Consider the following 14,105-nt stretch of genomic DNA (forward strand, 5'->3'; position numbering starts at 1 on the left):
TGGGCGCAGAATCGAATGCTAACCAGAAATGAAGGTCTCCAGCTCGATGCGCGCGACGTCGTCGGCGATCTGCTTCGGCGGGCTCTTCATCAGATAGGCCGAGGCCGCCTCGATGGGGCCACCGATGCCGCGGTCCTTGGCGATCTTGGCGGCGCGCACCGCGTCGATGATCACCCCGGCCGAGTTCGGCGAGTCCCACACCTCGAGCTTGTACTCCAGGTTCAGCGGCACGTCACCGAAGGCGCGGCCTTCCAGGCGGACGTAGGCCCACTTGCGGTCGTCGAGCCAGGCGACGTGGTCGGACGGGCCGATGTGGACGTTCTTGTCCTCGACCTTGCCGGCCAGCGAGCCGGTCAGGTTGGAGGTGACGGCCTGAGTCTTGGAGACCTTCTTGGACTCCAGGCGCGAGCGCTCCAGCATGTTCAGGAAGTCCATGTTGCCGCCGACGTTGAGCTGGTAGGTGCGGTCCAGCGTGACGCCGCGGTCCTCGAACAGCTTGGCCATCACGCGGTGGGTGATGGTCGCGCCGACCTGGCTCTTGATGTCGTCGCCGACGATCGGGACACCGGCGTCGGTGAACTTCTTGGCCCAGACCGGGTCGGAGGCGATGAACACCGGAAGCGCGTTGACGAAGGCCACGCCGGCGTCGATGGCGCACTGGGCGTAGAACTTGTCGGCCTCTTCGGAGCCCACCGGCAGGTAGGAGACCAGCACGTCGACCTTGGCGTCCTTGAGCGCCTGGACCACGTCGACCGGCTCGAAGTCGGAGATCTCGATGGTGTCGGCGTAGTACTTGCCGATGCCGTCGAGGGTCGGGCCGCGCTGCACGGTCACGTTGGTGGGCGGCACGTCGGCGATCTTGATGGTGTTGTTCTCGGAGGCGAAGATGGCCTCGGACAGGTCGAAGCCGACCTTCTTGGCGTCCACATCGAACGCGGCCACGAACTTGACGTCACGCACGTGGTACGGGCCGAACTTCACGTGCATCAGGCCCGGCACGGTCGTGTTCTCATCGGCGTTGTGGTAGTACTGCACGCCCTGGACCAGGGACGATGCGCAGTTACCGACGCCGACAATGGCGACCCGGATTTCTCCTGAGTGCTCAGACATGGACGATCTCCTTACTCGTTCTGTGTGCTCGGCCTGGGGGGCCTCGTACGGAGCTGTGCTCATATGTTTTCTGGGCGCCCCTGCGCCGTCCGTTCGGCCGCGATCAACTCGTTGAGCCATTTCACTTCTCGTTCGCTGGACTCCAGGCCCAGCTGGTGCAGCTGACGGGTGTAGCGGTCGAACGAACTGCTGGCCCGCGCCACTGCTTCACGCAGGCCTTCCCGGCGTTCTTCCACCTGACGCCGCCGGCCCTCCAAGATCCGCATCCTGGCCTCGGCCGGGGTGCGGTTGAAGAAGGCAAGGTGGACACCAAAGCCGTCGTCGGAGAAGTTCTGTGGCCCCGTGTCGGCGACCAACTCGGTGAATCGCTGCTTGCCGGCATCGGTCAGCTGGTACACCCGCCGAGCCCTGCGCACCTTGGTCGGTCCCAAGGGTGCGGCGTCCTCGACGATCAGGCCGTCGGCCTGCATGCGACGTAATGCCGGGTAGAGCGACCCGTACGAGAACGCTCTGAACGCCCCCAACAGACCCGTCAAACGCTTGCGCAGCTCGTAGCCGTGCATAGGTGACTCGAGCAAGAGGCCCAGGACTGCGAGCTCAAGCATCAAGATCACCCCTTTCGACAGATCAGATGGAATTGATCGCTACGACGGATCAACACCTCGCCAAACTGTATCGCGCCGATATATTTGGTGCCAAGTGAATGCGCCGATCGGTACGGCCCGGTGGCCGGGGCTCAGCGGTCGGCGCGCCAGATCTGCTTGGTCGTGCCGTCGGGGAACAGCTCGATGTAGCCGGAGCCGAAATCGCTGTTGACGTGGACGTCGATGGTGACCGCTTCCGGGGTCGACGGGTCCTCGGCCGGGCTGACCCGGATCCACACGTCCTTGACGTCGGCGCGTTTGACGCCCACGGTGTCGGCCGCCCCCCGCGCGACGGCGAGCGTCTTCTCGAAGTCGAACTTGGCCAGGTCCACCAGCCGGTCGTCGCTGTCGACCGTGCTCGGCGACGAGCTGGGATCACCCCAGCCGCCGCGGTAGTAGTAGCGCTGCAGGCGCCGGTTGTCCTGCGCATCGGGCCGGCTCAGCATCGCCATGTCCGAGTGGATGTCGAGTTCGAAGCCCATCGTGTTGCCGAACCGCTGGCGCATCTGCTCGAAGAGCCCGTTGAACCCGTTGAGTGACTGAAGCTGCTTCGGCGGGGTCAGCACCACCGGGTCGATTCCGTCGGGCACCGCCCCCGGGTCGGGGTTGAAGCTCAGCGGTGAGGAGGTGTTTCCGTACACGCCCCAGCCGATGCCCATGCCGAGCAGGACCAGCACCACGGCCGAGGCCAGGCGCAGGCCCCAGCCGGATCCGGCCGGCTTGCGGATGCGGGGCAGGCGCGGCTTGGCCAGGGTCGGCAGCGTCACCGGTGCATTGGCGTTCTGCAGATCGTCGACCAGGCGGGCCAATTCTCCCAGTGTCGTGGCGTTGGTGGCCGCCGACACCCGCTGGCGGTGTTCTTCCATGGACAGCTGACCCTCAGCCAGCGCGGTGTCGAGCACCTGACAGGTGTCGTTGCGATCGCTGTCTTTGGCCCGGGTGGTCGAGGTCTGCCGAGTTGCCACGGAAGATGATCGTAGGAGGTGTGACGCGGTCGCGCCTCGGTGTCCAGGGGGTCGACGTACTCTGGTCATCGTGCGATTGCAGAGACAGGTGGTGGATTACGCGCTTCGGCGGCGGTCCCTGCTGGCTGAGGTCTATTCGGGGCGCACCGGCGTCTCGGAGGTCTGTGATGCCAACCCGTACCTGCTGCGCGCGGCAAAGTTTCACGGCAAGCAGAGTTCGGTGATGTGTCCGATCTGCCGTAAAGAGCAGCTCACGCTGGTGTCGTGGGTTTTCGGTGATCATCTGGGCCCGGTTTCGGGCTCGGCGCGCACCGCGGAGGAGCTGGTGATGTTGGCAACTCGTTACGACGAGTTCGCAGTCCATGTGGTTGAGGTATGCCGCACCTGCAGTTGGAATCATTTGGTCAAGTCATATGTCCTGGGCGCGCCGCGGCCGCCCAAGGCACGTGGCACTCGAGGCACGCGCAAGTCGGCGCGTACGGCCAGTGAATAACGAAGGGCGCCATAGCCGGTCAGCCAATGACATCCGTAATGCGGCTGACCGCCTAGGCGCGCGCGAAAACAGGCCGCCGGCTCAGAAGCCGCCGGTGCGGGAGAACCGGCCTCCGGTCCGCGACAACGGCCCGGTGAAACGGGACAACGGTCCGACGCAGCGCGAGAACGGCCCCACGGCTCGTCCGCCCCGTCCGGGTGTACCGCCAGACGATCGGCTCACCACGGTGCTGCCTCCGGTGCGTGACGGCGGGCCGGCCCCGCTCGATGTCGTCCGGGCCGCGATGGACGGCACACCGCCGCCGAAACCGCAGCCACCCAAATCGCCCCCTCCACCGCCGCCGGGCGGCGGCCGCGGATCGGGGCCCTCGGGTCCGACCGGACCCGAGCGGGCCCGGCAGTTCCACCTCAACTGGAAGCTGGTTCGGCGTCTGTCGATCGCCGCGGTCGTGGCGATGATCCTGCTTCCGCTCGTGACGTTCGGTATGGCGTACATGATCGTCGACGTCCCGCAGCCCGGTGACATCCGCACCAACCAGGTGTCGACGATCCTGGCCAGCGACGGCAGTGAGATCGCCCGCATCGTGCCTCCCGAGGGCAACCGCGTCGACGTCTCGATCGACCAGATCCCCGAACACGTCCGCAACGCCGTCATGGCGGCCGAGGACCGCGATTTCTACTCCAACCCGGGTTTCTCGTTCACCGCGTTGCTGCGCGCGATCAAGAACAACCTGGTCGGTGGTGATCTGCAGGGCGGATCGACCATTACCCAGCAGTACGTCAAGAACGCGTTGGTCGGTGACGAACGCTCGGGCATCGGCGGGTTGATCCGTAAGGCCAAGGAGTTGGTCATCTCGACCAAGATGGCCAGCGAGTGGTCCAAAGACGCTGTGATGCAGGCGTATCTGAACATGATCTACTTCGGCCGCGGCTCGTACGGGATCGCGGCGGCCGCCAAGGCGTACTTCGACAAGCCGGTCGAGCAGCTCAACGTCGCCGAGGGCGCGCTGATGGCCGCGCTCATCCAGCGGCCCTCGACGCTGGACCCCGCGGTGGATCCGGAAGGCGCTGCCGAGCGGTGGAACTGGGTGCTCGACGGCATGGTGGACATGGGCGCCCTGCCGGCCCAGGAACGAGCCGGCCAGGTGTTCCCACCGACCGTGCCGCCGGACCTGGCCCGGCAGCAGAACCAGACCACCGGCCCGAACGGACTCATCGAGCGGCAGGTCACGAAGGAACTGCTGGACCTGTTCGACATCAGTGAGCAGGCGTTGAACACCGAGGGTCTGCAGATCACCACGACGATCGACCCGCAGGCCCAGGAGGCCGCCGAGGACGCGGTGTCCAAGTACATGGACGGCCAGGACCCGGACATGCGGACCGCGGTGGTCTCCATCGATCCACGCGACGGCGCGGTCAAGGCGTACTACGGCGGTTCGGATGCCAACGGTTTCGACTTCGCTCAGGCCGGTCTGCCGACGGGTTCGTCGTTCAAGGTGTTCGCGCTCGTGGCCGCCCTGCAGCAGGGCATCGGCCTGGGCTACCAGGTCGACAGTGGGCCGCTCACCGTCAACGGCATCAAGATCAGCAACGTCGAAGGTGAGGGCTGCGGCACCTGCTCGATCGCCGAGGCGCTCAAGCGGTCGCTCAACACCAGCTATTACCGGCTGATGCTCAAGCTCGAGCACGGCCCCGAGGATGTGGCCAAGGCCGCGCACGATGCCGGTGTGGCCGAGAGTTTCCCCGGTGTGGAGCACACGCTGTCCGAGGACGGGCAGGGCGGTCCGCCGAACAACGGTGTGGTGCTGGGTCAGTACCAGTCCCGGGTGATCGACATGGCGTCGGCGTACGCGACGCTCGCAGCCTCCGGCGTCTATCACAAGCCCCACTTCGTGCAGAAGGTCGTGAACTCGTCGGGGCAGGTGTTGTTCGACGCCTCCAACCAGGACAACGGCGAACAGCGCATCGACAAGGCGGTTGCCGACAACGTCTCGGCGGCAATGCAACCGATCGCCGGCTGGTCGCGCGGGCACAACCTGGCCGGCGGTCGCGCCTCGGCCGCCAAGACCGGCACCAACCAGCTCGGCGACACCGGCGACAACCGTGACGCCTGGATGGTCGGTTACACCCCGTCGCTTTCGACTGCGGTCTGGGTGGGTACCTCCGAGGGTGTGAATCCGTTGAAGACTCCGTCAGGTGGGCCGGTCTACGGATCCGGTCTGCCGTCGGACATCTGGAAAGCCACCATGGACGGTGCGCTGAAAGGCACTGACAACGAGACATTCCCGAAGCCGACCGAGATCGGTGGCTATGCGGGTGTGCCGCAGGCCCCGGTCGCTCCGCCGCCGGGAACCGTCCCGAACGGTCCGCAGATCTCGGTGATGCCTTCGGAGACCGTGATCCAGCCGACCATCGAAGTGGCCCCGGGCATCACGATCCCGATCGGCCCTCCGACGACCGTGCCGATCGGACCGCCGCCGGGGGCTCCCGTTGTGCCTGGCGCGCCGGGCGTTCCGGTACCCCCGCCGCCTCCGTGACGGACCGGGATTCGCCGGCTCCACTGGTTGACGATCAGCGGAGCGCCGACGATCGCGACCTCCCCAGCCGCAACGACCGGCTGGCCGAGGCGCTGTCGCAGACCGTGGGCGGGCCGGTGGGTCGTCACGCGTTGATCGGCCGGGCCCGGTTCATGACGCCGCTGCGCGTGATGTTCCTGATCGCAGTGGTGTTCCTGGCGTTGGGCTACACGACCAAGGCCGCCTGTCTGCAGACCACCGGCAGCGGCACCGCAGGGCAGCGGGTGGCCAACTGGGAGAACAACCGGGCGTACTACGAGCTGTGTTACTCCGACACCGTTCCGCTATACACCGCGGAGTTGTTGAACCAGGGCAAGTTTCCCTACAAGTCCAGCTGGGTCGAGAACGACGCGACGGGCAAGCCGCGCATGCAGTACGACGGCAGCCCGGCGATCCGCTACATGGAATACCCGGTGCTCACCGGGCTGTACCAGTACGTGTCGATGTCACTGGCCAAGACCTACACCGCACTGACCAAGTTGGTGTCGGTGCCGCTCGTGGCCGAAGTGGTGATGTTCTTCAACATCTCCGCGTTCGGCCTGGCGCTGGCCTGGTTGGCCACCGTCTGGGCCACCTCGCGAATGGCCGGCCGACGGGTGTGGGATGCCGCGCTGGTGGCCGGCTCACCGATCGTGATCTTCCAGGTGTTCACCAACTTCGACGCGCTGGCCACCGCCAGCGCTGCGGGGGCGATGCTGGCGTGGTCGCGGCGAAAACCGGTGTGGGCCGGGGCGTTGATCGGAATCGGCGTGGCGGCCAAGCTGTATCCGCTGTTGTTGTTCGTTCCGCTGGTGCTGCTCGGTCTGCGCACCGGGCGTCTGCGTCAGGTCGGCGCGGCCGCGCTGACCGCGGTCGCGACCTGGCTGGCCGTGAACCTGCCGATCATGCTGCTCTTCCCGCGGGGATGGTCAGAGTTCTTCCGGCTCAACACCCGTCGTGGTGACGACATGGATTCGCTCTACAACGTGGTGAAGTCGTTCACTGATTGGCGCGGCTTCGATCCGGACCTCGGTTTCTGGCAGCCCCCGACGGTGCTCAACACGGTGACCGCCGTGTTGTTCGCGGCCTGCTGCATTGCGATCGGTTACATCGCGTTGACGGCGCCGCAGCGCCCGCGGTTGGCACAATTGGCGTTCCTGGTGGTGGCCGCCTTCCTGTTGACCAACAAGGTGTGGAGCCCGCAGTTTTCGCTGTGGCTGGTCCCGCTGGCCGTACTGGCCCTGCCGCATCGGCGAATCCTGTTGGCGTGGATGACGATCGACGCCCTGGTGTGGGTACCGCGCATGCTCTATCTGTACGGCGAGCAGAACAAAGGTCTGCCCGAGCAGTGGTTCACCACCACGGTGTTGCTCCGCGATCTCGCGGTGATCGTGTTGTGTGCGTTGGTCATTCACCAGATCTACCGTCCCGGGCTCGATCTGGTCCGCCACGGCGGCCGTATCGATGACCCGACGGGCGGGGTGTTCGACCGTGCACCCGACAGTCCGCCGCGTTGGCTGCCGGACTGGTTGCGTCCCGCGGCAGATCGCGTGCGGATCGAGCCCAAGCCGGACCCCGAGCCGGAATTGGCCGACGCGAAGTAGCCGACGTCTACATCACCGTCGCGCTCAGCTCAGCAGCCCGCATGGGGCGGATAGTACTGAGCTGCAACCGGATTCTGTTTCGCCTGGATCCACGTCTTCGTCGCCGGAAGCAGCGTCAGCACGAGCGTCAACATCGGGAAGGCGAAGAGCGGCACCGCGACTGAGAGGAAGGCGCCCAAGTCGGGTACCTGGCGCGTGAACTCCTCGATCAGAGCGGCCACACCGATGAGGATGGCCGTGGTGCATCCGCCGACGACGAACGGGCGGCCGATCATCTTGTGCCGGAACAGCGAGATGGCCCCGATGAAGAGCGCCGACCCGCAGGCGGCGCACGCCAGGCCGAAGAGAACGTCCATGGCGTCGAAGTCATGGTCACTGATCTTGATGATCACGGCCATCAACACCATGACGAGACCGGCCAGCCCGCCCAGTAGCGCCAGGATGGCGGCGAAGATCGCAGTGGCACCGCTCGGGCCACGGGGCGGCTTCGGAGGGTAACCGCCTTGCGGATAGCCGTGCGGCCATCCCGGCTGTTGCGGATAGCCGGGCTGCTGCGGCCACGTCGGTTGTCGGGGGTAGCCGGGCTGGCCGGTAAACCCTTGACCGTAGGGCAGATTGGGATGGTTCACGGGTCCCCTGGATTCTCGAAGATCGGTGCTGCCTCAGCCCGGATACGGCGGGTAGAACTGCGGCGCAACCGGATTCTCCTTCGCCCGGATCCAGGCTCCGGTCGGTGGCACCAAGACCAGCACGAGCGTCGCGATCGGGAAGATGAGGGCCACGAGGTCCGACCCGGTGCTCTGATATTCGTAATCTTCGATGGTCGCGGGCAACGCGAGGCTGATCAGGGCGCTCACGATGGACACGGAGCATCCCGCGGCGACGAGCCAGCGGCCGGCCATCTTGCGGAGGAACAACAGCACCGTGCCGATCAGGAGCAGTAGTCCGGCGACGATGTTAAGCATCGTGATGGCGATCAGTCCTGACCACCCGCTGCCGCTGGTGTCGGGGGATTCGCCGACGATGACGGCGAGCCCGAAGGCCATACCGAGCCCACCGAATACGTTCGCCAGTCCGCCGAGCCCGGCGAGGACACCCGCGATGATCCCCGTGACGCCGCTCGGCGACGCAGGTGGAGTGGGGACCGGTCCGTAGGGGCCAGGCAGCCCGCCCGGGTATCCGGGTGGATACGCGGCTTGCTGCGGGTAGCTCGGTGGTGGGGGATATCCGGGCTGCTGTGGGTAGCCGGGTGGTTGGGTATACCCAGGCTGCTGTGGTTGGCCGGGTTGCCCCCCGAACCCCTGTCCGTAAGGCCCGTGTGGATAGTTCACGCATCCCCCTCGACTTCCAGGACCAAGGAGCTCACCCTATACGGATTTCGCAGATCAGGGCGGTTTCGGGTAGCCTGGGCCGGTTGCCGACGCAGGCGACCCTCCTGCCACGGAATCCGCCGTGGCCGCACACGACCAGAGGAGGTGATGAGGTTCTAATGCGTCCATACGAAATCATGGTCATTCTCGACCCCACACTTGACGAGCGCACCGTAGCTCCGTCGTTGGAGACGTTCCTGAACGTCGTCCGCAAGGATGGCGGGACCGTCGACAAGGTTGATATCTGGGGCCGCCGCCGGCTGGCCTACGAGATCGCCAAGCACGCCGAGGGCATCTACGCCGTTGTCGACGTCAAGGCCGAACCGGCCACCGTGTCCGAGCTCGACCGTCAGCTCAACCTGAACGAGTCGGTGCTGCGGACCAAGGTGATGCGGACCGACAAGCACTAAAGGCTGCCAGTCGTCGGCGGGGCTACGTAGGCTTCGCGCAAACGGACATGCCTATCCCAGGAGGATCTCGTGGCTGGTGACACCACCATCACAGTTGTCGGAAACCTGACCGCTGACCCGGAACTGCGCTTCACCCCGTCCGGCGCAGCTGTCGCCAACTTCACCGTTGCTTCGACGCCGCGAATGTTCGACCGGCAGACCAACGAGTGGAAAGACGGCGAGGCGCTGTTCCTGCGGTGCAACATCTGGCGCGAGGCTGCCGAGAACGTCGCCGAGAGCCTCACCCGGGGTTCGCGGGTGATCGTCACCGGTCGGCTCAAGCAGCGTTCCTTCGAAACCCGCGAGGGTGAGAAGCGCACCGTTGTCGAGGTCGAGGTCGACGAGATCGGTCCGTCCCTGCGTTACGCCACGGCCAAGGTCAACAAGGCCAGCCGTAGCGGCGGCGGCGGAGGCGGCGGCTTCGGCGGTGGTGGCGGCGGTGGTTCGCGCCAGGCCGAGCCCAAAGACGATCCGTGGGGCAGTGCACCGGCGTCCGGTTCCTTCAGCGGGGCCGACGACGAGCCGCCGTTCTGATCAACAACGAAAATTTTTGCAAGGAAGAGATAACCAATGGCCAAGTCCACAAAGCGACGGCCGGCACCGGAAAAGCCGGTCAAGACTCGTAAGTGCGTGTTCTGCTCGAAGAAGGGTAAGGGGCAGGACATCGACTACAAGGACACCGCGCTGCTGCGCACCTACATCAGCGAGCGCGGCAAGATCCGTGCCCGTCGGGTGACCGGCAACTGTGTCCAGCACCAGCGCGATGTCGCCATCGCGGTGAAGAATGCCCGCGAGGTGGCTCTGCTGCCGTTCGGCTCGTCGACGCGGTAGGGGATAGACCAATGAAGCTGATTCTCACCGCTGAGGTGGAGCACCTGGGTGTCGCAGGCGACGCCGTCGAGGTCAAGGACGGCTACGGCCGTAACTACCTGCTGCCCCGTGGGCTGGCCATCGTGGCCTCCCGCGGTGCCGAGCGCCAGGCCGACGAGATCCGCCGGGCGCGCGAAGCCAAGTCCATCCGTGGCGTCGAGCACGCCAACGAGCTCAAGACCGCCCTGGAGAACCTGGGCGAGGTGTCGCTGCCGGTCCAGGCCGCTGCCGACACCGGCAAGCTGTTCGGCTCGGTCACCGCTGCTGATGTCGTGGCTGTGATCAAGAAGGCCGGCGGCCCCAACTTGGACAAGCGCACCGTGCAGTTGCCCAAGGCGCACATCAAGTCGGTCGGCACGCATCCGGTCGTCGTTCGGCTGCACACCGGGGTGGAAGCCAAGGTGTCGCTCAACGTCGTCGCGGAATAAGTCCCGTCGCGGAGTAATCCGGTAGCGGAGTGATTCCGCCGGCACTCAATCGCCCGGGTGGGAACCTGCAGAGGTTTCCACCCGGGCGTTGCTGTATCTCTGGCGAACCTTTTGCGCGAAACTCTGGACAGTGAAGCTAACTTGGTGTTAACCCGGCGGGTCCCGGTACGCAACACAACACGCCCGGGACGGCAACCCGGCACGACACGCCGAAGAACTTCCCATACACAATCACTGACAGCCTCTGTGGGACCCTGACCTGGGAAAACAATAGTTGGCTCCGGAATGATCCACAGGTTCTCCCCAGAGCCTCAACACTGCGACCGAGACCTATCCCCATGCCATCCACAGGTTGATCAACAGGGGTGGTTTCGGGCGGCGCCAGCAACGTCTAGCGTGGTGCGTCGCAGCGCCGTCACGAAGCTTTGTCAGGGCCCTGTTTTACAGTTGCAGCACCGATTCGAATAAACGTTCGAGCTTGTCGAGAGGCGGGTCTCGGAAGGGGGTGGGGAGTCCGTGGCGGTGGTGGACGACCTGGGGCATCCGGATTCGGAGATGGATGGCCCTCCGCCTGGGGAGGACTTCGGCCGGCAGCCGCCGCAGGACATGGCGGCCGAGCAGGCGGTCCTCGGCGGCATGCTGTTGAGCAAGGATGCGATCGCCGATGTCTTGGAGCGGCTGCGTCCCGGCGATTTCTACCGCCCGGCCCACCAGAACGTCTATGACGCGATCCTGGATCTCTACGGCCGGGGTGAACCGGCCGACGCCGTCACCGTCGCAGCCGAACTCGATCGCCGCAGTCTGCTGCGCCGCATCGGCGGTGCCCCGTATCTGCACACGCTGATCTCGACGGTGCCCACCGCTGCCAATGCGGGTTTCTACGCCGGCATCGTCGCCGAGAAGGCGTTGTTGCGCCGGTTGGTGGAGGCGGGCACCCGGGTGGTCCAGTACGGCTACGCCGGGGCCGACGGTGCCGATGTCACCGATGTGGTGGACCGGGCGCAGGCCGAGATCTACGACGTGACCGAGCGGCGTGCCTCCGAGGACTTCGTCGCGCTCGAAGACCTGCTGCAGCCCACGATGGACGAGATCGATGCGATCGCCTCGCAGGGCGGCATCTCGCGCGGTGTACCGACCGGGTTCACCGAATTCGACGAGATCACCAACGGCCTGCATCCCGGGCAGATGATCATCATCGCGGCCAGGCCTGGCGTCGGGAAGGCGCTCGCGCTCGACACCCCACTGCCAACCCCCGGCGGTTGGACGACGATGGGTGAGGTCGCTGTTGGCGACCATCTGATCGGCGCCGACGGTGAGCCCACCAGAGTCGTCGCCGCCACCGAGGTCATGTTGGGTCGACCTTGCTACGAGGTCGAGTTCTCCGATGGGACAGTGATTGTCGCCGATGCTCAGCACCAGTGGCCGACGGGCGAAGGCATCCGCACCACCGCGCAGCTGCGGCCGGGTCTGCACACCATCGCCGCACCGACGCGCGGCGGAGCTGCAGTACTGGCGCCGGTGACCCAGGTGGCGGCGGTGCGGCGGCTGCCCAGCGTGCCAGTGCGCTGCGTCGAGGTCGATAACGCCGAGCATCTGTACCTGGCCGGCCCGGCTATGGTGCCGACGCACAACTCCACCCTCGGCCTGGACTTCATGCGGTCCTGCTCGATCAAGCACCGGATGGCCAGCGTCATCTTCTCGCTGGAAATGAGCAAGTCCGAGATCGTCATGCGACTGCTCTCGGCTGAGGCCAAAATCAAACTGGCCGATATGCGTTCGGGCCGGATGAGCGACGATGACTGGACCAAGCTGGCCCGCCGGATGAGCGAGATCAGTGAAGCGCCGCTCTACATCGACGACTCGCCCAACCTGACCATGATGGAGATCCGGGCCAAAGGCCGGCGGCTTGCCCAGAAGGCGGATCTGAAGCTCGTTGTCGTCGACTACATGCAGCTGATGAGTTCGGGCAAGAAGTATGAGTCGCGGCAGCAGGAAGTCTCGGACTTCTCGCGAAGCCTCAAACTGATGGCCAAAGAACTCGAAGTGCCGGTGATCGCGATCAGCCAGCTGAACCGTGGTCCCGAGCAGCGCACCGACAAGCGTCCGCAGGTGTCGGACCTTCGCGAGTCCGGTTGCATGACGGCAAACACCCGAATCCTGCGCGCCGACAACGGCGCGGAGGTGACATTTGGCGAACTGATGGCGACGGGCGAGCGTCCACTGGTGTGGTCGCTCGACGAGCACAAGAACATGGTGGCGCGGCCGATGACCAACGTGTTCTACAGCGGCCACAAAGAGGTGTTCAAGGTTCGACTGGCGTCAGGGCGCGTGGTGGAGGCCACGGCCAATCATCCATTCATGACGGTCGATGGTTGGGTTCCCTTGGGAGAGCTGGCAGTAGGAAGTCGGGTTGCGGTACCACGGCGCATTCCGGATCCTGTTGGCACCGTTCCGATGGATGAGTCCGAGATCATTCTGCTGGCACACATGATCGGCGACGGTTCGTGCGTGAAGCGCCAGCCGATCCGCTACGCATCGATTGACGAGCAGAACCTGCTTGCTGTCACTAAGGCCGCCAAGCACTTCGGTGTCACTGCGGTCCGCGACGAATACCCAGCGGCACGCGTGACGACATTGCGGTTGCCTGCGCCGTACCGGTTGACGCACGGCAAGCGCAATCCGATCGCCGCGTGGCTCGACAAACTCGGGCTGTTCGGCAAACGCAGTTACGAAAAGTTCGTTCCTAAAGAGATTTTCGCGCTGCCGAATGACCAGATCGCGCTGTTCTTGAGGCATCTCTGGGCGACGGACGGGTCCGTGCGCTGGGACGCGAAGTTCGGCCAGGGCCGTGTCTATTACGCGTCCACCAGTCGGACACTTGTCGACGGCGTGGCGCTGTTGTTGCTTCGCCTGGGTATCTTCAGCCGGATCTATAAGGCCCGTAAGTCCGGATATCGAGATATCTGGCATCTGCAAATTCCGGGCGCTGAGAACCAGATTCGTTTCTTGCAGGGCGTGGATGCGCACGGAGACAAGTTCTTCGCGGCACGAGAGGTGCTGACGAATCTCAGGAAGATCGAGGGAAGGGCGTCCTCAGACACCGTTCCCAAGGAGGTCTGGACGCGAGTTCAGCAAGCGCTTGTGCTCAACGGGATGAGCCATCGCGAGTTCGCGGCGGCTATGGAGACCAAGTTTTGTGGGTCGACAATGTGGAAGCACGGAGTTGGCCGGAAACGTCTCCATCGTGCCGCGGCACTGCTGGACGACCACGAATTGCACGACCTTGCCACAAGCGATGTCTATTGGGATTCGATCGTCGAGATTGAATCGATCGGCGAGCACGATGTCTATGACGGAACAGTCGCGGGCACTCACAACTTCGTGGCAAATTTAGTTAGCCTACATAATAGCCTCGAGCAGGATGCCGACATGGTTCTGCTGCTGCACCGTCCCGACGCGATCGACCGCGAAGACCCGCGCGGCGGTGAGGCCGACATCATCCTGGGCAAGCACCGTAACGGTCCGACGGCGAATATCACTGTGGCGCACCAGCTTCACTTCTCGCGGTTCACGAATATGGCACGGTAGTCGGACATCAGTTGTAGGGTCTCACGCAGC

13 protein-coding genes are annotated in these 14,105 nt (G+C 65.1%); 8 read left to right on the forward strand and 5 right to left on the reverse strand.

The genetic code is table 11. The annotated features are described in order from the left end of the window. Positions 1–18 precede the first annotated feature (18 nt). The 3 genes from BN2156_RS20620 to BN2156_RS20630 all read right to left on the reverse strand — a co-directional run bounded on the left by BN2156_RS20620 (position 19) and on the right by BN2156_RS20630 (position 2,719). A complete protein-coding gene (locus BN2156_RS20620; protein WP_090516798.1) occupies positions 19–1,110 on the reverse strand; it encodes an inositol-3-phosphate synthase in 1,092 nt (363 codons plus the stop codon). Between the two features lie 59 nt (positions 1,111–1,169). Further along, positions 1,170–1,715, reverse strand: a complete 546-nt coding sequence (locus BN2156_RS20625; protein ID WP_162490901.1) for a PadR family transcriptional regulator — start codon at positions 1,713–1,715, stop codon at positions 1,170–1,172. Between the two features lie 131 nt (positions 1,716–1,846). Further along, positions 1,847–2,719: a DUF1707 SHOCT-like domain-containing protein gene (locus BN2156_RS20630; RefSeq protein ID WP_235625420.1), complete on the reverse strand. Its 873-nt coding sequence runs from the start codon at positions 2,717–2,719 to the stop codon at positions 1,847–1,849. A gap of 70 nt (positions 2,720–2,789) precedes the next feature. Between BN2156_RS20630 and BN2156_RS20635 the strand changes: the two genes are divergently transcribed. The 3 genes from BN2156_RS20635 (at position 2,790) to BN2156_RS20645 (ending at position 7,370) form a co-directional block, all read left to right on the forward strand. After that, positions 2,790–3,212 (forward strand): DUF5318 domain-containing protein, encoded by a 423-nt coding sequence (locus BN2156_RS20635; RefSeq protein WP_036443617.1) that lies wholly within the window; start codon positions 2,790–2,792, stop codon positions 3,210–3,212. Positions 3,213–3,306: 94 nt separating this feature from the next. Next, positions 3,307–5,748, forward strand: a complete 2,442-nt coding sequence (locus BN2156_RS20640) for a transglycosylase domain-containing protein (RefSeq protein ID WP_407661733.1) — start codon at positions 3,307–3,309, stop codon at positions 5,746–5,748. Next, a complete protein-coding gene (locus BN2156_RS20645; RefSeq protein WP_090516801.1) occupies positions 5,745–7,370 on the forward strand; it encodes a glycosyltransferase family 87 protein in 1,626 nt (541 codons plus the stop codon). The genes BN2156_RS20640 and BN2156_RS20645 overlap by 4 nt, the downstream gene beginning before the upstream one ends. 29 nt (positions 7,371–7,399) lie before the next feature. On the opposite strand, the gene BN2156_RS20650 is transcribed toward BN2156_RS20645, so the two are convergent. Both BN2156_RS20650 and BN2156_RS30805 read right to left on the reverse strand, forming a co-directional pair. Then, on the reverse strand, positions 7,400–7,999 hold the full coding sequence (locus BN2156_RS20650; protein WP_090516802.1) for a hypothetical protein: 600 nt from the start codon (positions 7,997–7,999) through the stop codon (positions 7,400–7,402). Between the two features lie 33 nt (positions 8,000–8,032). Next, positions 8,033–8,701 (reverse strand): hypothetical protein, encoded by a 669-nt coding sequence (locus BN2156_RS30805; RefSeq protein WP_162490867.1) that lies wholly within the window; start codon positions 8,699–8,701, stop codon positions 8,033–8,035. Positions 8,702–8,859: 158 nt separating this feature from the next. Here BN2156_RS30805 and rpsF point away from each other — a divergent pair, with 158 nt between their 5' ends. The 5 genes from rpsF (at position 8,860) to BN2156_RS20685 (ending at position 14,075) form a co-directional block, all read left to right on the forward strand. After that, complete coding sequence (rpsF, locus tag BN2156_RS20660) at positions 8,860–9,150, forward strand: 30S ribosomal protein S6 (RefSeq protein ID WP_036430603.1); 291 nt, start codon at positions 8,860–8,862, stop codon at positions 9,148–9,150. Between the two features lie 69 nt (positions 9,151–9,219). Beyond that, positions 9,220–9,723: a single-stranded DNA-binding protein gene (locus BN2156_RS20665; RefSeq protein ID WP_090516803.1), complete on the forward strand. Its 504-nt coding sequence runs from the start codon at positions 9,220–9,222 to the stop codon at positions 9,721–9,723. A 36-nt stretch (positions 9,724–9,759) separates the two neighbouring features. Beyond that, entirely contained in the window at positions 9,760–10,020 is a 261-nt protein-coding gene (rpsR, locus tag BN2156_RS20670) for a 30S ribosomal protein S18 (protein WP_090516804.1), read from the forward strand. Between the two features lie 11 nt (positions 10,021–10,031). Continuing rightward, entirely contained in the window at positions 10,032–10,487 is a 456-nt protein-coding gene (gene rplI, locus BN2156_RS20675; protein WP_077739674.1) for a 50S ribosomal protein L9, read from the forward strand. A 516-nt stretch (positions 10,488–11,003) separates the two neighbouring features. Then, positions 11,004–14,075, forward strand: a complete 3,072-nt coding sequence (locus tag BN2156_RS20685; RefSeq protein WP_210436679.1) for a replicative DNA helicase — start codon at positions 11,004–11,006, stop codon at positions 14,073–14,075. Positions 14,076–14,105 lie beyond the last annotated feature (30 nt).

The sequence above is a fragment of the Mycolicibacterium neworleansense genome, from assembly GCF_001245615.1.
Classification (GTDB): domain Bacteria; phylum Actinomycetota; class Actinomycetes; order Mycobacteriales; family Mycobacteriaceae; genus Mycobacterium; species Mycobacterium neworleansense.

Bases quoted from the DNA above. Each gene is read 5' to 3' on its own strand.
- rpsF (WP_036430603.1), top strand. From the start codon at position 8,860: ATGCGTCCATACGAAATCATGGTCATTCTCGACCCCACACTTGACGAG.
- rpsR (WP_090516804.1), top strand. From the start codon at position 9,760: ATGGCCAAGTCCACAAAGCGACGGCCGGCACCGGAAAAGCCGGTCAAG.
- rplI (WP_077739674.1), top strand. From the start codon at position 10,032: ATGAAGCTGATTCTCACCGCTGAGGTGGAGCACCTGGGTGTCGCAGGC.
- BN2156_RS20625 (WP_162490901.1), bottom strand. From the start codon at position 1,715: ATGCTTGAGCTCGCAGTCCTGGGCCTCTTGCTCGAGTCACCTATGCAC.
- BN2156_RS20620 (WP_090516798.1), bottom strand. From the start codon at position 1,110: ATGTCTGAGCACTCAGGAGAAATCCGGGTCGCCATTGTCGGCGTCGGT.